Source organism: Parvibaculum sp., assembly GCF_039680535.1.
GTDB lineage: Bacteria > Pseudomonadota > Alphaproteobacteria > Parvibaculales > Parvibaculaceae > Parvibaculum.
In genome coordinates, this window is sequence record NZ_JBDKSS010000015.1 from 31,697 (window position 1) to 51,452 (window position 19,756).

The 19,756-nt window shown below is 64.1% G+C and carries 21 protein-coding genes; 9 read left to right on the plus strand and 12 right to left on the minus strand.

Annotated elements, in window-relative coordinates:
- Positions 1-8: 8 nt before the first annotated feature.
- Positions 9-722, minus strand: coding sequence for a DsbA family protein (locus tag ABFC66_RS12160; protein WP_346741230.1), 714 nt, complete (start codon positions 720-722; stop codon positions 9-11).
- Positions 723-809: 87 nt separating this feature from the next.
- Entirely contained in the window at positions 810-1,367 is a 558-nt protein-coding gene (locus ABFC66_RS12165; RefSeq protein WP_346741231.1) for a DciA family protein, read from the minus strand.
- Between the two features lie 71 nt (positions 1,368-1,438).
- On the opposite strand from ABFC66_RS12165, the gene mutY reads away from it, so the two are divergent.
- Entirely contained in the window at positions 1,439-2,545 is a 1,107-nt protein-coding gene (gene mutY, locus ABFC66_RS12170; RefSeq protein WP_346741232.1) for an A/G-specific adenine glycosylase, read from the plus strand.
- Positions 2,546-2,588: 43 nt separating this feature from the next.
- Here mutY and ABFC66_RS12175 read toward each other — a convergent pair whose 3' ends face one another.
- The 5 genes from ABFC66_RS12175 to ABFC66_RS12195 all read right to left on the minus strand — a co-directional run bounded on the left by ABFC66_RS12175 (position 2,589) and on the right by ABFC66_RS12195 (position 6,287).
- Positions 2,589-2,804: a DUF4287 domain-containing protein gene (locus ABFC66_RS12175; RefSeq protein WP_346741233.1), complete on the minus strand. Its 216-nt coding sequence runs from the start codon at positions 2,802-2,804 to the stop codon at positions 2,589-2,591.
- 67 nt (positions 2,805-2,871) lie between these two features.
- Positions 2,872-3,936 (minus strand): site-specific DNA-methyltransferase, encoded by a 1,065-nt coding sequence (locus tag ABFC66_RS12180; protein WP_346741252.1) that lies wholly within the window; start codon positions 3,934-3,936, stop codon positions 2,872-2,874.
- Between the two features lie 139 nt (positions 3,937-4,075).
- Entirely contained in the window at positions 4,076-4,747 is a 672-nt protein-coding gene (locus tag ABFC66_RS12185) for a ribonuclease HII (protein WP_346741234.1), read from the minus strand.
- Between the two features lie 111 nt (positions 4,748-4,858).
- Positions 4,859-5,146 carry a GIY-YIG nuclease family protein gene (locus tag ABFC66_RS12190; protein ID WP_346741235.1) on the minus strand — a complete coding sequence of 96 codons (288 nt, stop codon included), beginning with the start codon at positions 5,144-5,146 and terminating at the stop codon, positions 4,859-4,861.
- Between the two features lie 55 nt (positions 5,147-5,201).
- Positions 5,202-6,287: a PA0069 family radical SAM protein gene (locus ABFC66_RS12195; RefSeq protein WP_346741236.1), complete on the minus strand. Its 1,086-nt coding sequence runs from the start codon at positions 6,285-6,287 to the stop codon at positions 5,202-5,204.
- 195 nt (positions 6,288-6,482) lie between these two features.
- Here ABFC66_RS12195 and ABFC66_RS12200 point away from each other — a divergent pair, with 195 nt between their 5' ends.
- Genes ABFC66_RS12200 through ABFC66_RS12210 form a run of 3 tightly spaced genes read left to right on the plus strand, consistent with a single transcriptional unit; the run spans position 6,483 to position 8,646 of the window.
- On the plus strand, positions 6,483-7,178 hold the full coding sequence (locus ABFC66_RS12200) for a TIGR04283 family arsenosugar biosynthesis glycosyltransferase (protein WP_346741237.1): 696 nt from the start codon (positions 6,483-6,485) through the stop codon (positions 7,176-7,178).
- A complete protein-coding gene (locus ABFC66_RS12205) occupies positions 7,179-7,787 on the plus strand; it encodes a TIGR04282 family arsenosugar biosynthesis glycosyltransferase (protein ID WP_346741238.1) in 609 nt (202 codons plus the stop codon).
- Positions 7,768-8,646 carry a class I SAM-dependent methyltransferase gene (locus tag ABFC66_RS12210; RefSeq protein ID WP_346741239.1) on the plus strand — a complete coding sequence of 293 codons (879 nt, stop codon included), beginning with the start codon at positions 7,768-7,770 and terminating at the stop codon, positions 8,644-8,646. The genes ABFC66_RS12205 and ABFC66_RS12210 overlap by 20 nt, the downstream gene beginning before the upstream one ends.
- Before the next feature lie 120 nt (positions 8,647-8,766).
- Here the strand turns inward: ABFC66_RS12210 and mscL are convergent, their stop codons facing one another.
- The 4 genes from mscL to ABFC66_RS12230 all read right to left on the minus strand — a co-directional run bounded on the left by mscL (position 8,767) and on the right by ABFC66_RS12230 (position 12,729).
- The gene (gene mscL, locus ABFC66_RS12215) at positions 8,767-9,195 is read right to left on the minus strand and encodes a large conductance mechanosensitive channel protein MscL (RefSeq protein WP_346741240.1); all 429 of its coding nucleotides are present in this window, start codon (positions 9,193-9,195) and stop codon (positions 8,767-8,769) included.
- An 82-nt stretch (positions 9,196-9,277) separates the two neighbouring features.
- Complete coding sequence (gene moaB / locus ABFC66_RS12220) at positions 9,278-9,811, minus strand: molybdenum cofactor biosynthesis protein B (protein WP_346741241.1); 534 nt, start codon at positions 9,809-9,811, stop codon at positions 9,278-9,280.
- Between the two features lie 50 nt (positions 9,812-9,861).
- On the minus strand, positions 9,862-11,751 hold the full coding sequence (locus ABFC66_RS12225; protein WP_346741242.1) for a lytic transglycosylase domain-containing protein: 1,890 nt from the start codon (positions 11,749-11,751) through the stop codon (positions 9,862-9,864).
- Between the two features lie 93 nt (positions 11,752-11,844).
- Positions 11,845-12,729: a uracil-DNA glycosylase gene (locus ABFC66_RS12230; protein WP_346741243.1), complete on the minus strand. Its 885-nt coding sequence runs from the start codon at positions 12,727-12,729 to the stop codon at positions 11,845-11,847.
- A gap of 141 nt (positions 12,730-12,870) precedes the next feature.
- On the opposite strand from ABFC66_RS12230, the gene ABFC66_RS12235 reads away from it, so the two are divergent.
- The 3 genes from ABFC66_RS12235 (at position 12,871) to ABFC66_RS12245 (ending at position 17,357) form a co-directional block, all read left to right on the plus strand.
- Positions 12,871-14,541 carry an electron transfer flavoprotein-ubiquinone oxidoreductase gene (locus tag ABFC66_RS12235; protein WP_346741244.1) on the plus strand — a complete coding sequence of 557 codons (1,671 nt, stop codon included), beginning with the start codon at positions 12,871-12,873 and terminating at the stop codon, positions 14,539-14,541.
- Positions 14,542-14,803: 262 nt separating this feature from the next.
- Positions 14,804-16,492, plus strand: a complete 1,689-nt coding sequence (locus ABFC66_RS12240; protein WP_346741245.1) for a tetratricopeptide repeat protein — start codon at positions 14,804-14,806, stop codon at positions 16,490-16,492.
- A 4-nt stretch (positions 16,493-16,496) separates the two neighbouring features.
- The gene (locus ABFC66_RS12245; protein WP_346741246.1) at positions 16,497-17,357 is read left to right on the plus strand and encodes a 4-(cytidine 5'-diphospho)-2-C-methyl-D-erythritol kinase; all 861 of its coding nucleotides are present in this window, start codon (positions 16,497-16,499) and stop codon (positions 17,355-17,357) included.
- Positions 17,358-17,367: 10 nt separating this feature from the next.
- Here ABFC66_RS12245 and ABFC66_RS12250 read toward each other — a convergent pair whose 3' ends face one another.
- Positions 17,368-18,387, minus strand: coding sequence for a polyprenyl synthetase family protein (locus ABFC66_RS12250; protein ID WP_346741247.1), 1,020 nt, complete (start codon positions 18,385-18,387; stop codon positions 17,368-17,370).
- A gap of 151 nt (positions 18,388-18,538) precedes the next feature.
- Between ABFC66_RS12250 and ABFC66_RS12255 the strand changes: the two genes are divergently transcribed.
- Together ABFC66_RS12255 and ABFC66_RS12260 are read left to right on the plus strand one after the other, a co-directional pair.
- Entirely contained in the window at positions 18,539-18,748 is a 210-nt protein-coding gene (locus ABFC66_RS12255; RefSeq protein WP_346741248.1) for a DUF2007 domain-containing protein, read from the plus strand.
- Positions 18,745-19,593 (plus strand): methyltransferase, encoded by an 849-nt coding sequence (locus ABFC66_RS12260; RefSeq protein WP_346741249.1) that lies wholly within the window; start codon positions 18,745-18,747, stop codon positions 19,591-19,593. The genes ABFC66_RS12255 and ABFC66_RS12260 overlap by 4 nt, the downstream gene beginning before the upstream one ends.
- Positions 19,594-19,756: the final 163 nt, after the last annotated feature.

Consider the following 19,756-nt stretch of genomic DNA (forward strand, 5'->3'; position numbering starts at 1 on the left):
TCAGTCGATTATTGCTGCGGTTCCGCCGGCGTCGACTCTCCGGACGCTGGAGCCGCGGGCGCCGACTTGTCGCCGCCGGGCAGGTGCTTCTTCAGAAATTTCTCGAAGTCCGCATAGGGGATCGCGCCTTCGACCTTCTCGCCATTGATGAAGAAGGTGGGCGTCGAGCGCACGCCGAACTTCTGGCCGCCGCGCTCGGCAACCGACTTCACATGGTCGAAGACGGTCTGATCCTTCATGCAGGCCTCGAACTTTTCATCCGAGAAGCCGCCCTGCTTGGCGAGGTTCTTCAGCGCATCCATGGGCGTGTCGACGAAGGCCCACTGCGCCTGGCTGGCGAAGAGCACTTCGATGAAGCCGAAATAGCGCTCCGGCCCCGCGCAGTGCGAGAGCATGAAGGCCGCCGTCGCGACCGGGTCGAAGGGGAAGTCGCGCAGCACGTAATAGACCTTGCCCGTGTCGATGTAGTTCTTCTTCACCAGCGGGAAGGTGTCCTTGGAGAACTCCGCGCAGTGCGAGCAGGTGAGCGACGCATATTCATAGATGGTGATCGGGGCGTTCTTGTCGCCAAGGGTCATGTCGCCGAGCGGACCCGGCACGGCCAGTTCCTTCTCGAAGGCGGACACGTCCTTCTCGCTGAGCGAGCCGGTGTCGGCGACTTCCTTCTGTCCGAAGGTCCGCCAGCCGGCATAGCTGAGCGCCGCAACGGCCAGAACAGCCACGACCACAATCGCGATAACCCGATTTTGATTCACTTTGAGCGATCCCCACTAGATGTTGAGGCATTATGGCCCCGAGCGCCGGGCCCCTCAATCAAAGCTTTCGGTTGCGCGCGCCCGAGAATCGGCCTGCCGGGCACTTGTCCCCAGGATTCTTTGGCCGAGCCGTTCGAGCGCTGACCGGACATCCGGCTCGGAGATGGGCGCGAGGCTGTGGATAAGCGCGTCGCGCTCGGTCTGCGTGAGCGGGCGGAATTTCTTTCGGCGGCTTCGCGGGCGGGGGGGCAGGGGTCCCTGCACCAGCTTCAGGCGGGCAACCGCAGAGTATCCATAATATCCGTTTATCCGCTCGATGATCTGGGGTTCGAGGTGGCGGATTTCCAGCGCCACCGGGCCGTCGACCCGGATCGTGAGCGTCGCGCCCTCCAGCGGCCCTCGGCCTTCATTGGGCGTCCGGGGGAAGGCGAGCTTTTCGGGCGAGGAATATTCCGCCAGCGTCTCGCCGATGATGGCGGGCCAATGGGCGAGGATGTGGTTCTGGCCGAAGCCGCGCTTTTTAAATATGTCGCGCGTGATCCCGGCGACCCGCGCGCCGACGGGCGGCGTGGCGTAGCGCATGGGGGCGATGGGGCGGCCATATTGGGTCATGGGCGCATTCTGACTCGAAAACGCGTCCAATGCGAATTGACGCCGCCCCGGCGCCACGCCATCACTGAGCCATGGCCAAGCGTTCTCCCGATATAAGAAGTGAAGCCCCTTCCGTCGCTGCGCGGCTTCTCGCCTGGTACGACGTCCATGCCCGGGTGCTGCCCTGGCGGGCGCGGCCCGGCGTGTTGGCGGACCCTTATGCCGTCTGGCTTTCCGAGGTCATGCTGCAGCAGACGACGGTGGCGGCCGTTGGCCCCTATTTCATGCGCTTCCTTGCCCGCTGGCCGAATGTCGCCGCGCTTGCCGCCGCGCCCATCGACGATGTGATGCGGGAATGGGCGGGGCTCGGCTATTACAGCCGGGCGCGAAACCTTCATGCCTGTGCCGCGACAGTGGCGAGCGAGCATGGCGAAGAATTTCCGGATACGGAGGAAGGGCTGAGGTCGCTTCCGGGCATCGGGCCCTATACGGCGGCGGCGATCGCGGCGATTGCATTCGGTCGCCGCGCGACGGTCGTGGACGGCAATGTGGAGCGCGTCGTCTCTCGGCTTTTTTCCATCGAGACGCCATTGCCGGCGTCGAAGCCTGAAATCCGCGCGAAGGCCGATACGCTGACGCCCGATGAGCGCGCAGGTGACTTCGCGCAAGCCATGATGGATCTCGGCGCGACGATCTGCACGCCGAAGCGGCCCTCATGCAACCGCTGCCCGATTGCGCCGCTCTGTTCCGCCCGTGCAGCGGGCATCGAGGAAACCCTGCCGCGACGCATGGCGAAGAAGGAGCGGCCCGTCAGGCGCGGCGCCTGTTTCGTTCTCACGCGAGCCGATGGCGCGGTGCTTCTGCGCAAGCGCCCGGCAAAGGGGCTTCTCGGCGGAATGATGGAAGTGCCGACGACGCCATGGGATGGCGCGGAGATCGACGAGGCAGCGCTACTCCTGCATGCGCCCGCAAAGCTCTCATGGCGTCGTGTGCCGGGACTTGTCGAGCACACCTTCACGCATTTCCATCTGCAACTCGCCGTCTTCGAGGCGAAGGCGAGCGCGAAAGCGGCAAGGGATGCGGAAGGAATATGGGTCGAAGCGAACGACCTCGGCGGCGAGGCGCTGCCTTCGCTGATGCGCAAGGTCGTCGATCACGCGATGCCGGATCTGGGACCGCTGTTCGCCCACCCCAAATAATGCCGTCTCACGCCCGGCGCGGCCCAAGTGAACGGGCCAGCCGCTATTTCTTCTTGCCTGCGAGATAGTAGGCAACGATCGCATTGGCGTGCCCGTGACCCATGCCATGTTCGGCCTTGAGCCAATTCACCATCTCCATGTGCTTCATGTCTTTCAACTGACTTATGCAATCAAGCCAGTGAGCAATCGGCTTTCCGTATTTCTTTTCGATGGAGGGAAAGTATGAGGCTGGGCCTTTCGGCCTCTCGTCTGTTGCCATGACTGCGCTCGCTATATGCTTCTATCGCCATCATCCCTGGTCCAGAACTTTCACAATATCAAAAAGCCTACCCCTCACCCATCTCCGCGCGAACCTTCTGGCGCAGTATGTCGATGGGCTTCAGCTTCCCATCGGTCTTGAAGTGCCAATAGGTCCAGCCGTTGCAGGCATCGAGGCCCTGCACATGGGCGCCGATCTTGTGGATCGAGCCCGTGGCGTCGCGGCAGACGATGGAACCATCGGCGCGGACGCGGGCGGCGTGGCGGCGCGAGGGGTCGGTGAGCACGGCGCCGGGTTCGAGAAGGCCACGCTCGACGATGACGCCGAAGGGAACGCGCGGTTCGGCCTTCTTCGATGTCGTGACCTTCAGGTCTTCAGCCGCGCCCGGAATGATGCGGGCGATGCGCTGGCGCGCGACTTTCAGATAGCGCTGGTCGCGTTCGATGCCGATGAACTTGCGGCCGAGCTTCTTCGCCACCGCGCCCGTCGTGCCGGTGCCGAAGAAGGGATCGAGCACGGTGTCGCCGGGATTGGTCGTCGAGAGCAGGACGCGGTGGAGCAGGGATTCCGGCTTCTGCGTCGGATGCGCCTTGCCGCCCTCTTCGTCCTTCAGCCGTTCGCCGCCCGTGCAGATGGGCAGAACCCAGTCGGAACGCATCTGCAGATCGTCGTTCAGCGCCTTCATGGCATCGTAGTTGAATGTGTATTTTTTCTGGTCGGCGTCGCGCGTCGCCCAGATCAGCGTTTCATGCGCATTGGTGAAGCGCGTGCCGCGGAAGTTCGGCATCGGGTTCGACTTGCGCCAGACGACGTCGTTCATGATCCAGAAGCCCAGATCCTGAAGCGTCGCGCCGACGCGGAAGATGTTGTGATAGGAGCCGATGACCCAGATCGCGCCCGTGTCCTTCAACACGCGCCGCGCGGCCTTCAGCCAGTCGCGGGTGAAGCGGTCATAGACTTCGAAGCTCTCGAACTTGTCCCACTCGTCATTGACCGCGTCGACCTTCGACTGGTCGGGCCGCGTGAGATCACCGCCGAGTTGCAGGTTGTAAGGCGGGTCGGCGAAGATGAGATCGACCGACTTTTCGGGCAATGCGTTCATTGCCTCGATGCAATCACCCTCGATGATCATTTCGGCCGAAGTCTTGGCCGTACCGCTTTGCGCGCGCCCCACGATGAACCCCTCTTTGAAAATAGGGCGCGATCATGAGTCAGTGGTGATTCTGCGTCAAGAATCAAAGGGTTAAGCGATTCTCGACCACAAGATCGAGTCATTCCGGAATCGTGGGACTCAACATGTTGCGTATGGGCGCGAAGCCTTTGCGGTGGTGCGGCGTGAGCCCGAGCCGATTCAGTGCATCGAGATGCTCCGGCGTGCCGTAGCCGCGGTTCGTTTCCCAGCCATAGCCGGGGTGTGCGCTCGCGAGTTCGTTCATGATCCGGTCGCGTGTCACCTTCGCCACGACGGAGGCCGCCGCGATCGACACGACGCGCGCGTCGCCACCGACGATTGCGCGGGCGGGGCAGTCGAGTTTCGGCACCCGATTGCCGTCGATGAGCGCGAAGCCGGGCGGAACTTCAAGCGCGGCGCAGGCGCGGCTCATGGCCAGCATCGTCGCCCAGAGAATGTTGAGCTCCTCGATTTCCTCGACGCTCGCCATGCCGACGCCAATCTCGGCGCAGGCCGAGAGTTCGGCGAAGAGCGCCTCGCGCTTTGCCTCATCGAGCTTCTTGGAGTCGTCGAGACCTTCGGGGCAGTTCTCCATGTCGAGCACGACTGCTGCGGCGACCACCGGCCCCGCCAGCGGCCCGCGCCCAGCCTCGTCGATGCCGCAGATGCGCAACTGCGGCGCGCCATGCGCGGCTTCGAAGGAATAATCGGGCTTCGAGATGATCATGCGCGACGCACGCTTCACACGAGCCTTCGGCTTCGCATCTGTCAAATCTGCTTTCGGGGGGCGAGTCATGCGGCGGAGTTTGCCGCATAGGCAATGGCATGTCACGCCGGTGGAGGCCGTGTTGTGTCATCCCGGCGAAAGCCGGGATCCACTCGCCTAGCAGTTGAACGAGACGTAGAGATCATCCCATTCGGGATTGGCGCTCTCGATCAACTGTATCTTCCAGGAGCGCTTCCATTCCTTGATCGCCTTCTCTCGCCAGATAGCTTCCCCGACATCCCCGTGTTCCTCTGCATAGACGAGCATATGCACGCGATATTTCTTCGTGAATTGCGATCCCGTGCCCGCGCGATGTTGGGCAATGCGGAGTGCGAGGCTGTTCGTCACGCCGACATAAAGGGTTCCGTGCTTGCGGCTGGCCAGGATGTAAACGTGGTAGCTCATTGATTGTGGCGCAGGCCAATGGATCCCGGCTTTCGCCGGGATGACACGTAGGGAATTATAGAAGCGCCAGTTGATCCCCCACACGCGGGGGCACCTTGAACTTTGTGCAGTCGAGTTTCCATCCGCCGCGGTCGAGGCCAAGGCGCTTGGTTGCAATCTCGAAGCGGCGGCCGATCTGCCAGGCATAGGGGCCCGCGCCGCGCATGCGCTTGCCCCATTCGGCGTCGTAGTCCTTGCCGCCGCGCATGGAGCGGATGAGCGACATGACATGTTCGGCGGCATCGGGGCGGTTCTCTTCCAGCCATTCGCGGAAGAGGTCCTTGATCTCGAGCGGCAGGCGCAGCAGCACGAAGCCCGCCGATTGCGCGCCGGCATAGGCCGCGCCGGTCAGGATCTTCTCGATCTCGCTGTCGTTGAGAGCGGGGATCACGGGTGCGACCATGACGCCCGTCGGAACGCCTGCTTCGGAGAGGAGCTTCATCGCTTCCAGACGGCGCGACGGCGTCGAGGCGCGAGGCTCCATCGTCCGGGCGAGCTTCGCGTCGAGCGTCGTCACCGAGATCGCGACCTTGACGAGACCGCGCCTGGCCATGTCGGAAAGAATGTCGAGGTCGCGCGTCACCCGCGCCGACTTTGTGACGATGGTGACCGGATGATTGAAAGCCGACAGTACTTCAAGAACGCTGCGCGTGATGCGATAGCGTTGCTCGATGGGCTGATAGGGATCGGTGTTCGTGCCCATGGCGATGGGCGCGACTTCATAGCCCTTGCGCGAAAGCTCTCTCTCAAGAAGCGCTGCCGCATTGGGCTTCGCAAAGAGGCGGCTTTCGAAATCGAGGCCCGGCGAGAGACCCATATAGGCATGGGTCGGCCGCGCGAAGCAGTAGACGCAGCCATGCTCGCAGCCCCTGTAGGGATTGATCGAGCGGTCGAATGGAATGTCCGGCGAGGAATTGCGCGTGATGATGGTGCGCGGGGTCTCGTTCGCCACATGAGTCTTGAGCGGTGGCGGCGCGTCATTCGTGCCCCAGCCATCGTCGAGCAGGACACGGCGCTCGGCTTCGAAGCGCCCGCTCTCATTGGTAAGCGCGCCCCGGCCGCGGCGGCCATTCTGCGGAACCCCCAGCGGTGCGAGAGGCATGGGGTCCGTCAGGCGGGGAGGCCGAGCTGCCGGGGTGGGGCCGATCGGGGAATCGGCCCGTGCAGGGCGGCCGGGGCGTGCTATGTCGCGACTCGCTGTCATGCTCAAAAAACTAGCGCAAAAGAGAGAACATAACAAGAACATTACCGCTCTTTGTCTCGCCTTCGCACACGCAACAGCTATGATGGCCAACGCATGATCAGTGTTGTCATTCCCACATTGAACGCCGAGACGAGCCTGCCGCGCGTGCTTTCCGCGCTGGTGCCTGCGGCCGTGCGGGGAACCGTGCGCGAGGTCGTCATCGCCGATGGCGGTTCGACCGACGAGACGGCGGAGATTGCGGAAGCGGCGGGCGCGAAGTTCATCCGCGCGCCCCGCGGTCGCGGAAGCCAGCTTGCCGCCGGTGCGAAGGCGGCCAAGGGGACCTGGCTTCTTTTTCTTCATGCCGACACGGTGCTTCAGCCCGGCTGGGAAAGCGAAGTCGAAAAGCTGTTCGAGCAGATCGGCAATGGCCGGTTCCGCGGACCGGAACTCGCCGCCGCCTTTCGCTTTACGCTGGATGATTTTTCGGGTGCGGCGCGTTTCGTCGAGCAGGCGGTGGCGCTGCGCTGCGCGCTCTTCAAGCTTCCCTATGGCGACCAGGGGCTGCTGGTGAACCGTCGTCTCTATGACAAGATTGGCGGCTATCGCGAAATGCCGCTGATGGAAGACGTCGATCTCGTTCGCCGCATCGGACGTCGCAGGCTCGTGATGCTTCGTGGCCGCGCGGTGACGAGCCCCGAGCGCTATGTGCGCGACGGCTTCGCGCGGCGCATTGCCCGCAACGCGCTTTGTCTCACGTTATATTATCTGCGTGTGCCGCCGCGCGTGATCGCGCGCATCTATTCCTGAATGTCGCTGAAGCGCCAGCTCGTCGTGATGGCGAAGGCGCCGCGCATGGGCCGTGTGAAGACGCGGCTCGCAAGGGGCATCGGCGCCGTCGAAGCCATGCGCTTCTATCGCGGAGCGGCCTTCGATCTTCTCCGCCGCGTCGGCACCGATCCGCGCTGGCAGACCGTGCTTGCGCTATCGCCTGACAGGTCCGTGCATGAAAGTGGCGTTTGGCCCGCGCACCTGCCGCGCATCGCGCAAGGGGAGGGCGATCTCGGGCAGCGCATGGGGTGCCTCATGCGCGATTTGCCGCCGGGCCCCGTCGTCATCATCGGCTGCGATATTCCGGACATTCAGGCCCGCCACGTCGCGCAGGCGTTCAACGCGCTGGGACGTGCCGATACCGTGTTCGGTCCGGCGGAGGATGGCGGCTATTGGCTGGTGGGATTGCGGAGACGTCCGCGCGTCGTCGAGATTTTCGGGCATGTGCGCTGGTCGAGCGAGCGCGCGCTGGCGGACACTCTCGCAAATGTGGCCCATGCGGGCCTTGGCCATGCGATGCTCGACCGGCTTTCGGACATCGATACGGCTGAAGACTATGCGCGGTGGAATGATGCTGATAAGCGATGAAAGCCCTGGCGACATTCCGGTAATCAGCAAACTCGTCATTGAAGCCTTTCGCACTGCGCCCCATTCCAGCGGCACCCAGGCGCAATGCCATGCATACAAGGGAGTTTCTGCAGTGGACATTCCACGGATATTCAACGTTACCGAAAGTGCTCATCGCATCCACAATCCATTCACACCGGAAAAGCTCGCCACTCTCGGCGCTGCGTTGCGCTTGGAACCGGGAGCCCGGGTGCTCGACCTCGGAAGCGGTTCGGGCGAAATGCTGTGTACCTGGGCACGCGATTACGGAATCGGTGGCGTCGGAATCGACATGAGCCAGTTGTTCACCGAACAGGCGAAAATCCGCGCCGACGAACTGGGCGTCGCCGATCGGGTCGAGTTCGTTCACGGAGACGCCGCCGGCTACGTCGCCGACGAAAAGGTCGATGTGGCAGCCTGTGTCGGCGCCACCTGGATCGGTGGGGGAGTTGCTGGCACCATCGAGCTTCTCACGAAGAGTCTCCGCAGGGGAGGGATCATCCTCGTCGGCGAGCCATACTGGCTGCAATTGCCGCCGACAGAAGAGGTCGCGAAGGGATGCCGCGCCGGTTCCATCTCGGACTTTCTCATGCTTCCGGAACTTCTCGCGTCTTTCGGCAACCTCGACTACGACGTGGTGGAAATGGTTCTGGCAAACCAAGACAGCTGGGACAGGTATGAGGCGGCCAAGTGGCTCACGATGCGCCGATGGCTCGAAACGAATTCCGACGATGACTTCGCGAAGGATGTTCGAGCCGAACTGACCTCGGCGCCCGGCCGCTACGTCACATATGCCCGTGAATACCTGGGCTGGGGTGTATTCGCGCTCATGTCACGTTGATGAGAGACGACTGCCGCGCAATGGCTGGTAGGGAGCTTCATTCGGTTGCACGCCGATGCGGCAAAAGATCGCCGAGATGCGCCGCGAATACGGCTACGTCTTCTACGTATTGGCGCGTGACTAGCCGCGCGCCTTCAGCAGGTCGCGGATTTCTTCCAGCAGCACTTCCTGGCGCGGCGTCTCGACGGCAGGCGCCGCTTCCTCGCCCTTCGCGATGCGCTTCTTCAGATTGTTCATCTGGCGGATCACGATGAAGAGGGCGAATGCCACGATCGTGAAATTGATCAGGGCGTTTATGAACTTTCCATAGGCGAGCACGGGAACGCCGGCTGTCTTCGCCGCTTCGATAGAGGCGGGCGCGTGGTCCATGGTGAGCGCGAGGAAGTAGTTCGAGAAGTCGACGCCGCCCAGAAGCACGCCTATCGGCGGCATGAGGACGTCATTGACGAGCGAGGTGACGATGCCGGTGAAGGCCGCACCGATGATGATGCCGACCGCCATATCGAGCACATTGCCCTTCAGGGCGAAGTCGCGAAATTCCTTGAACATTGTTCCTGTCCCGTGTGATCGAGCCTGTCCGCCGGCTTTCATACAGATTGAAGCGCGCGGCGAGCGGGATCAAGCCTGCATCTTACTTGTGTTCCTGCAGGCGCGGCAGGATTTCGACGAAGTTGCAGGGGCGGTAGCGATTGTCGAGCTGATATTGAAGAATCTCGTCCCAGCCATCCTTGCAGGCGCCCGGCGAGCCGGGCAGGGCGAAGAGATATTTGCCATGCGCGACGCCTGCGGTGGCGCGGGACTGAATGGTCGAGGTGCCGATCTTCTCATAGCTGATGCGGTGGAAGATCGCGGAGAAGCCGTCGATCTCCTTTTCATAGACCGATTTGAAAGCCTCCGGCGTCACGTCGCGGCCGGTGAGGCCAGTGCCGCCGGTCGAGATCACGATGTCGACGCCCGCATCGGCGATCCAGGTACGAAGCTGATTGCGGATCATCTGCAGATCGTCGGTGACGATGACGCGGTCGGCGAGATGATGGCCCGCCTTTTCGATGCGTTCGGCGAGCACGTCACCCGACGTGTCGGTCTCGCGCGTGCGGGTGTCGGAAACCGTCATGACGGCGATGTTCAGCGGAATGAAGGAGCGTGACGTGTCGATGCCAGGCATGGGGGTGCCTTTCGTGGTTACTGCGACATGGATGGGGCGGCGCGCACTGCTCAGCGCAGCGAGAGCGATCCGTCCGGGGATTCTGCGGTGTCGTAAAGCGGCCAGTCGCCGGAGGCGCTGGTGTCGAGAGAGTGAAGCGGCTGGCCGAGCCTTGCGCGATAGATCCAGAAATTCGTGAGTACGCGCTCGATATAGCCGCGCGTCTCGGGCGCCGGAATGCTCTCGATGAAGAGGAACGGATCGCCCTTGAAGTTGATGCTGTCGAGCCAGCGGGTCAGATTTCCGGGGCCGCCATTATAGGCCGTCGTCAGCATATAGAGATTGCCGCGCGGTTCGGCGGAATTCATCAGCGTTTCGAGATATTGCTGGGCGAGCGCCAGATTGTAGGACGGGTCGAAAAGCTTGTCCTTGTTGGCGCTGGCAAGCGTCGTGTCGCGGCTGATGTGGCTCGCAGTGCCGGGCATGATCTGCATCAGGCCGCGCGCGCCTGCGGGCGAGGTGAGGTCCGGGCGGAACTTGCTCTCCTGCCGCATGAAGGCGAAGAAAAGCGCGCGGTCGACGCGGAAACCGTCCGCCGGGCGATAGTCGGGCACGGGGAAGAGCCCCGAATTGATCGCGATCTGGCCATTCTCCGGGCGAAGGGGCGGCAGGTTGGCGGCGCTCGCGACCTGAAGCTCCACGGCAGAGAGATCGAATGTCGAGGCAAGCGCGATGAGGGCGCCGTCAAGCGACGGATCGAGCCAGCCATGGGCGCGTACGAGTTCCTGCTCGGCGAGGTCGCGGCGGTTGATCTGGGCAAGCGCCACGGCGCGGGCAACGGCGGGATCGGCAATCAGGGCTTCATAGGCCGCACGGTCGAGCTTGGGTTCGACCCATGTGAAGCTCGGCTCGCGGCCAAGCTGCCGCGTAGCAAGCAGGCCATAGAAAGTCGCGCCGGTGTCGGCGGCGGTTTCGAGCATCGCGGCCACGCGCGCAGGCTGGCGGTTGGCGAGATAGGCGCGCGCCGCCCAGAAGCCGCCCGCGGCCTTCGACCAGTCCGCCACGCTCGTGGACCGTGCGAGGCGCTCGAAATGCCGCGCCGCATCGGCGTAATGCTCCATGCGCCACGCGGCGAGGCCCGCATACCAGTCCGCCAGCAGGATCTGCCGCGCATGGCGGTCCGCGATTTCGTTCGCGACCTGATAGGCGCGCTCATTGTCGTTCTCGATGAAGAATGAGCAGGCGACGCGTTCCATCACCTTGTCATATTCGACATCGGTGAGGGCCATGCGTGCCGAGGTCGACTTCAGATAGTTGAGGGCGTCGGCGGCCTTCTGGTCGCGCACCATCTCGCGCACACGCGCGTCGATCTTGGCGAAGCGTTCGGAATTGACGATCTCCATGCCGTCGTCGACCGAATAGAGGGCATGAGCGGGCTGGCGGAAGCGTTGCACCGCCGGGCGTTCGGGTGCGGCTGCCTTGTGCGGCTTCTTCTTCATCGCCAGCGCGAAAATCCTGCTGGCGCCCGGCACGTCCGAATAACTGGCCATCCAGGCCTTGAGGTCGGCGTATTTCGCCTTCGCGCGAGGGTCGAGATAGCGCTGCTGAAGGACGTAAGGCATCAGCCGCCTGTCGGAGAGCGTGGCCGCGATCTTGTCGGCCTTCTTCCAGTCGGCCCGTGTCTGGGCGGCGAATATCGTGAGATAGCGCTCGCGGTCCGCGCCGCTGAGCACTTCGGGGCTCCAGATGCGGGCGCTGGCGGGCTGGGGAGCGGCGGCGGGCTTCGGCGCGGCTTCGCCGAGGCTCAACGTCCCGAGCGTACCGGCTGCGGCAACCGTGGGTAGAGCCGGGATGGCGACGAGGCAGCCGAAAACGAGAGCGACGGCGCCGGCAAGCCGACGGCCATACGCCCCACATGCAGCGATCCTGCCTTGCGACAGGATCGCATCGTTTTGAGACACCCCCTTATTCATGGGGAGTCATATTAGCTGTGGAGATACCCCTCACAAGCACGCATGAGTTGAATCTTTTTGCGAGTGCGAAGAGTTTTCGGCTCAATCGCGCGGCGGCAGGGAATCAATCCGCGCCTTCAACGAAATGAGGTCGCGCCAGGCGAGCCTCTTCTGGGCGGGTTGGCGCAGCAGATAGGCCGGGTGGAAGATCGGCAGGGCCGGGATTTCGCGGTCGCCCGCGCGATAGCTCGACCAGCGCCCGCGAAGCCGCATGATGCCGGTATCGGTATTGAGAAGCTGCTTGGCCGAGACGCCGCCGACCAGCACCAGGATTTCCGCCTTCGACAATTCGATCTGGCGCTCGATGAAGGGGGCGCAGATGGCCTGTTCGGCGGGCGTGGGGGCGCGGTTGCCCGGTGGCCGCCAGGGGAGGGTGTTGGCGATATAGACCGTCGTGCGGTCGAGGCCGATCGAGGCGAGCATGCGGTCGAGCAACTGGCCCGAACGGCCGACGAAGGGCAGTCCCGCCTGGTCTTCGTCCTTTCCCGGCGCTTCGCCCACCAGCATGATGCGCGCCTCGGGGTTGCCATCGGCGAAAACGAGGTTCTTGGCCGTGTAGCGCAGCGCACAGCCCTCGAAACCGGCGAGCGCGGCCTTCAGTTCGTCGAGCGTCCGGCAGCTTGCGGCCAGCGCCCGCGCGCTCGAGACGGCTTGCTTGTCTTCGAGCGGGATCGTTGTCGGCGGATTGGCGCGGAGAGGTTCGGGCGCTTCCGCGCGCGCAATCGGAGCGCGGCGGGGCTCGGTGGACGGCGCCTGTTGCCGGGCCGCCGGCGCGGGTTCGGCGGCGACCGTCTGGGCGGGGAGCTGGTAGTGGTCCACCGCCTCGTCAGCCAGCGCCTCGGTCACGCCGGCCTCCACATAGAAGGCGAGCAGGGCCGCCGCCTCTTCAGGCGTCAGAGGACCGGAAGGTTTCCCCAACTGCGGCATAAGGTTAAGGCTCTGCTGGATCGGATTTGAACAGGGTGGGGCACAGACTAGCACGACCCTCCCGACTTGTTGACCAATCAGATACGAAGCACCATAAAGTGCCCGCATATAGAGGCCCCGACGGTCCCAGGAGATATTGTGATGAGCGAACCGCTGCCTGAACGCGAATATATGGAATACGACGTTCTCGTCGTCGGCGGCGGCCCGGCCGGCCTGTCGGCTGCGATCCGCCTGCGCCAGCTGGCGGCGGAGCAGGACTTCGACATCTCGGTCTGCCTCATCGAAAAGGGCTCCGAGGTCGGTGCGCATATCCTGTCGGGCGCGGTCATCGATCCGATCGGCCTCAACAAGCTGATCCCCGACTGGAAGGAACAGGGCGCGCCCATCGACACGCCCGTGACCTCCGACCACTTCATCGTTCTCGGGCCGTCCGGCAGCCTGAGCATTCCGAGCTTCCTCTACCCGCCGCTGATGAACAATCACGGCAACTACATCGTCAGCCTCGCCAGCGTTTCGCGCTGGCTGGCGACGAAGGCGGAAGAGCTCGGCGTCGAGATCTATCCGGGCTTCGCGGGCGCCGAGGTTCTCTACAATGAGGACGGCAGCGTGCGCGGCGTCGCCACGGGCGACATGGGCGTCGGCAAGGATGGCGAGCTGAAGGACAGCTACACGCGCGGCATGGAGCTTCGCGCGAAGTACACGCTGTTCGCCGAAGGCGCGCGCGGCTCGCTCTCGAAGGAGCTCATCCGCAAGTTCAAGCTCGACGAGGGCCGCGAGCCGCAGAAGTTCGGCATCGGCCTCAAGGAGCTTTGGGAAATCGATCCCGCCAAGCACAAGAAGGGCAAGGTTCAGCACACGCTCGGCTGGCCGCTCGACAATGCGACCGGCGGCGGCTCGTTCCTCTATCACTTCGGCGAAAATCTGGTGTCGGTGGGCTTCGTCGTCCACCTCAACTACAAGAACCCCTATCTCTCGCCCTTCGACGAGTTCCAGCGCTTCAAGCAGCATCCGGCGATCCGCGAGACGCTGGAAGGCGGCAAGCGTATCGCCTATGGCGCGCGCGCCATCACCGAAGGCGGCTTCCAGTCCGTGCCCAAGCTCACCTTCCCGGGCGGCGCGCTGATCGGCTGCTCGGCGGGCTTCGTCAACGTGCCCCGCATCAAGGGCAGCCACAACGCCATGCTGACCGGCATGATGGGCGCGGAAGCGGCCTTCGACGCCGTGAAGGCGGGACGTCAGGCCGACGAACTCACGGCCTATACGGAAGCTTACGAGCACAGCTCGGTCTACAAGGACCTCAAGCGCGTCCGTAACGTGAAGCCCTTCCTGTCGCGCTTCGGCACCATCGTCGGCATGGCGCTGGGCGGCCTCGACATGTGGATGAACAATCTTGGGCTCGGCCTGCCCTTCACGCTGAAGCACGGCAAGCCGGACCACGAGTCGCTGAAGAAGGCGTCGGAGTGCAAGCCGATCGATTATCCGAAGCCGGACGGCAAGGTCTCCTTCGACAAGCTTTCCTCGGTGTTCCTGTCGGCGACCAACCATGAAGAAGACCAGCCGGTCCATCTGAAGCTCAAGGATCCGGCGATTCCGATCGCCTACAACCTGCCGACTTTCGACGAACCCGCGCAGCGCTACTGCCCGGCCGGCGTCTATGAGGTTGTGCGGGAAGCCGACGGGTCCAATCCGCGCTTCCAGATCAACGCCCAGAACTGCGTCCACTGCAAAACCTGCGATATCAAGGACCCGACGCAGAACATCACCTGGACGGTTCCGGAAGGCGCCGGCGGGCCGAATTATCCGAATATGTGATCGGCGATCCTTACGCCGCTCATATCGCAAGCGCGACGAATGCGTTAAGCTCACGAACAAAGGGGCCGGCGCGCCCTGAGTGGGTCGCCGGCCTTTGTGTGCCTGCAAGGGTGGTTTTGAGCGCGGATTCGGCAGGGCCTTGGCAAAGCCAGGGCTCGCCTGTTCAGAGGCAAGGCGTTAAATGGCGTCCATCTTCATGGCTCCGGAGGTGTCTCGGAGCACCACTCGCCACCTGGGTTTGCCTCGCCGGGTGGCCGGCGCTGTGGCGCTGCTTGGACTTGTCTTTCTTCAGGGCTGCGCGAGCCTGCAGGGCGGCGACGGCCGTGAGGCGACTTATGGCGACTATCTCGCCGCGCGCTTCGCGGGCAGCGAGCACGAAACGAAGATTGCGGACAAATATTTCGACCGCACGCTCGATGCCGAGCCGAACAATCCGGTCATTCTGGAACGGGCCTTCATGGTCTCGCTCAATGGCGGCGACATGGAGCGCTCGGTTACGCTCGCCCGGCGCCTGGTCAAGCTCGTGTCGGATCATCGGCTGGCGCGCCTCGTGCTCTCTCTCGCGGCCATCAGGGACGGCAATTACAAGGACGCGCAGAAGGAAATCGGCAGCGCCGAACAGGGAGCCTTTATCGCGCTTGTCGGCTCGCTCACCGAAGCCTGGGCAGCGGCCGGCGATGGCAATGAGACGCTGGCGCTCGACAAGCTGAAAGCCTTCGAAGGCAAGCCCGCCTTCGGTCTCTTCCGCGCCTATCATGAGGCGCTGATCGCCGATCTGCTCGGCGACGCCAAGAAGGCGGAAGCCGCCTATCGCACCGCCATGGAGGCGAGCGGCGGCACGTCCATCCGCATCGTTCAGGCCTATGCGAGCTTCCTCGCCCGGCAGGGCCGCATCGACGAGGGGCGCGCTGCCCTCGATCAATATGCCACCCTGGCGCCGGATCACCCGCTGGTGAAAAGCGCCCTGAAGCAGCTGAACTCGGGCAAGCCGGTCCGGCCGCTCGTTGCCAACGCGGCCGAAGGCGTCGCGGAGGCGCTTTACGGTCTTGGCAGCGCGCTGGCGCAGGATGCAACCAACGACGTCGCGCCGCTCTATCTGCAGCTCGCAATCTGGATGCGCCCCGATTTCGACGTTGCGCGGACGCTGCTTGCCGACAACTACGAGCAGAAGAAGCGCTGGGCCGACGCCATCGCCATCTATAACGCGGTGGACAAGGACTCGCCGCTCTACGGCAATGCGCAGATTCAGAAGGCGCTGGACCTCGACAAGCTGGACCGGCAGGACGAAGCCGCCGCCGTGCTGCGCAAGGCGCAGGCCGACAATCCGAAGGCGGTCGAGCCGATCATCGCGCTGGGCGACATATATCGCGGCAAGGAAAAATATGCAGAAGCCGCGCTCGAATATACGCGCGCGCTGGCGCTTGCCGGAAAGCCGGATCCTTCGCACTGGACGATCTATTATGCGCGCGGCATCTGCAACGAACGGCTCGGCAAATGGCCGCTTGCCGAGGAGGATCTGAAGACGGCGCTGAAGCTTTCGAGCGAACATCCGCTGGTGCTCAACTATCTGGGCTATTCCTGGATTGAGCAGGGGCGCAACCTCAAGGAAGCGCTGGCCATGATCGAAAAGGCCGTCGAGCTGCGGCCCAATGACGGGTTCATCGTGGACAGTCTGGGCTGGGCGCTCTATCGCCTCGGCGATTATCCGAAGGCGGCCGAATATCTGGAGCGTGCCGTCGAGCTTGAGCCGGGCGATCCGACCATCAACGAGCATCTGGGCGATGCCTTGTGGAAAGTGGGCCGGAAGATCGAGGCGCGCTTCCAGTGGAGCCATTCGCTCGACATGAAGCCCGAGCAGAACCGCATCACGTTGCTCAAGAGCAAGCTTGAACTTGGCCTCGACGCCGCCGAACGCGCCGTGCCGCGCGAGACTGCACCCGCCGGTTCCTGACGTCATGGGCGCCGCGCCAACGGTCGGGGAGTTTGCGCCGGCGAAGGTCAATCTCTCATTGCGTGTGCTGGGACGCCGCGGCGACGGCTATCACGAACTCGAAAGCCTCGTCGTCTTCGCAAAGACCGGCGACGTGATCACGGCAGGAGCCGCCGACGATCTCGAGCTTGATCTCTCGGGTCCGTTCGGCGCCGCGTTGGAAGGCGAGGGCGACAATCTCGTGCTCCGCGCGTGCCGTCTTCTCGCAAGCGAACTGGGGCGCGAGGCGGGCGCGCATCTTCATCTGGAAAAGAATCTTCCGGTCGCTTCCGGCATCGGCGGCGGCTCTGCGGACGCGGCGGCGACGCTTCGGGCGTTGGCGCGTCTCTGGAACGCCGAACTCGACGAGGGGCGCCTCGCCGCGCTTGCGCTTTCGCTCGGCGCGGATGTGCCCGTCTGTCTCGATGCGCGGCCGGCCTTCATGCGCGGGCTGGGCGAGCGGATCGAACGGCTCGATGGCTTGCCGAATTTTACGCTCGTGCTGGTCAATCCGGGCATTGCAGTGCCGACTGCCGCCGTTTTCAAGGCCCTCGCCGCGCCGATGCTCGCCGATGATCCTGCCGCAACGGAGCCGCCGACCGCGTCGTCGCTGGATGGGCTGGTCGCATGGCTCGGCGCGCATGGCAACGATCTCGAGCCGCCAGCGCGCCGCATCGCGCCGGTGATCGGCGACGTCATCACGGCGATCGGCGCGACGAAGGGCTGCCGCCTCGCGCGCATGTCGGGCTCGGGTGCGACATGCTTCGGCATCTATGCGAATGAGGGCGAGGCGCGGGCCGCGGCGGACGCGCTGGCGCGGCCCGGCTGGTGGGTCGCCGCAGGCTGAGGCGCGAGCCTCAGTAGGTACGGCTGATGCAGAAATCGACCAGATCGAGAAGTGCGCCCGAATAGGCGTTCTCGGGGAAGATCGCGAGCGCGTCCTTGGCGATGGCGCCATAATGGCGGGCGCGCGTGATCGTGTCTTCGATCGCGCCGTGCTTCGCCATCAGTCCCTGTGCGTGTTCGAGGTCGCCATCGCGCTGGTCGCCTTCGCGCAGCGTGCGTTCCCAGAAAGCGCGTTCTTCCTTGCCGCCGCGCCGGAAGGCGAGGACGACCGGCAGCGTGATCTTGCGCTCGCGAAAATCGTCTCCGACATTCTTGCCGAGCGAGGCGGCACGGCCGCCATAGTCGAGCGCGTCGTCGACGAGCTGGAAGGCGATGCCGAGATTGCGGCCATAGGATTCGAGGGCGGCGGCTTCACCCGCGCCACGTGCGGCGACGACCGCGCCGATTTCCGCGGCGGCGGCGAAGAGGGCCGCCGTCTTGGCGGCGATGACGCGCATATAGGCGTCTTCGGTTGTGCCCGTGTCCTTTGCGGCGGCGAGCTGCATCACCTCGCCCTCGGCGATGATCGCCGCGGCGTTGGAAATGATTTCGAGCGAGCGAAGGCTTTTCGTCTCGACCATCAGGCGGAAGGCGCGGCCGAGCAGGAAGTCGCCCACCAGCACGCTCGCCTGATTGCCCCAGAGCATGCGCGCGGTCTTCGCGCCACGGCGCAGATCGCTCTCGTCCACCACGTCGTCGTGAAGGAGCGTCGCCGTATGCAGGAACTCGACGCTGGCCGCGAGCTTGATGTGGTCCGTGCCTTCATAGCCGCAGAGCCGCGAGGCCGCGATCGTCAGCATCGGCCGGAGCCGCTTGCCGCCGGAATTGATGAGGTGGCTGGCGAGTTCGGGAATCATGGGAACGTCCGAAGCCATCCGATCACGGATGAATTCGTTCACGTTTTCCATGTCCTCACGCACGAGGGCCTGCAACTGCGCTACGGCGTTCTGGCTCCGTGCGCGTTCGTCCTCGAGGGGGACAACGACGCCCAATTTTTACTCCTGAAGAATGCAGGCCGGGAAACTACAGGCCCGGACTGTGTTAGCCTCTTTTGCAGCATAAGTGGGCCTTACTCCTGCGGCAAGTGTGGCGGCTATGCCGCTCCTGCCATGTGACCATGCGAAAACGGGGACATTGAGCGACATGGAAGAGCTGATTCGAACAAACGATATCGTGCTCATCTCCTATCTGGAGCACCGGCTTCGCGAGGCGGGCATAGAGCCGCTGGTTCTCGATGCCCATATGAGCATTGTGGAGGGCTCGCTCGGCGTCCTGCCGCGGCGTATCATGGTTGCGCCTGAGGATCTGGAGGCGGCGCGGCGCATTCTCGACGATGTCGGCGAAGGTGTATGAGCGCCGGTGAACGGACGGAAGACATGAACCGATTGCCGGACGAGACTGCGGAAAAGGCGCCTGCGGCAGAGGCTTCTTTCGCGAGCGCCTATACAGATGACGGCTTTCTTGGCGGGCGCCTGCATCTTCTGCAGCCGGCGAAGGGGTATCGCGCGGGGATCGATGCCGTCCTGCTGGCGGCCTCCGTGCCGGCGCGTCTTGGGGAGCATGCGCTTGAGGCAGGTTCAGGCGTCGGCGTCGCTTCGCTCTGCCTTGCGGCCCGTGTGTCTGACGCCGTTATCGCGGGGCTCGAACTGCAGCCGGAACTTGCGCGGGTGGCGCAGGAAAACGCGCGGCGCAACGGCCTCGGCGACAGGGTTTCGTTTCATGAGGGCGATGTGGGCGCCCGGGTGCGCGATCTTGCCGCATTGGGGCTCGAACCCCAGAGCTGGCACCACGTTTTCATGAACCCGCCTTTTCACGATGCGGCGGCCTCGACTCTGCCGCCCGATGCGGGCAAGGCCCGGGCGCATATGACGCTCGGCTCCGACCTTGCCGACTGGGTGCGCTTTGCCTGTGTCATGGTGCGGCCCAAGGGCACGGTGAGCATCGTGCATCGCGCCGATGCGCTTTCGCAGATACTTGTCGCGCTGGAAGGGCATGTTGGCGGCATCGAGGTATTTCCGCTCTGGCCCGCGGCAGGCAAGCCTGCCTCGCGCGTGATCGTGCGGGGCATTCGCGGTTCGCGCGCGCCGCTGACGCTCAGGCCGGGGCTTGTGCTGCATGGCCGCGACGGGCGCTTCACCGAGCGCGCCGAAGACATTCTGCGCCATGGCGCGCCGCTATTGCTCGATCAGCCTCTTTGAAAGCCGACATGAAAAAACTGATTGTCTCTCTGCTTCCCGCCGCCTTCCGCAAGCGTCTCGACCCCGAATGGAGCCCGCGCGTGACCATTGCCGTGGTCAAGCTGAATGGGCCGATCGGCATGTCCGTGCCGCTGCGTGGCGGCATCGATTTCGCCTCCGCCGT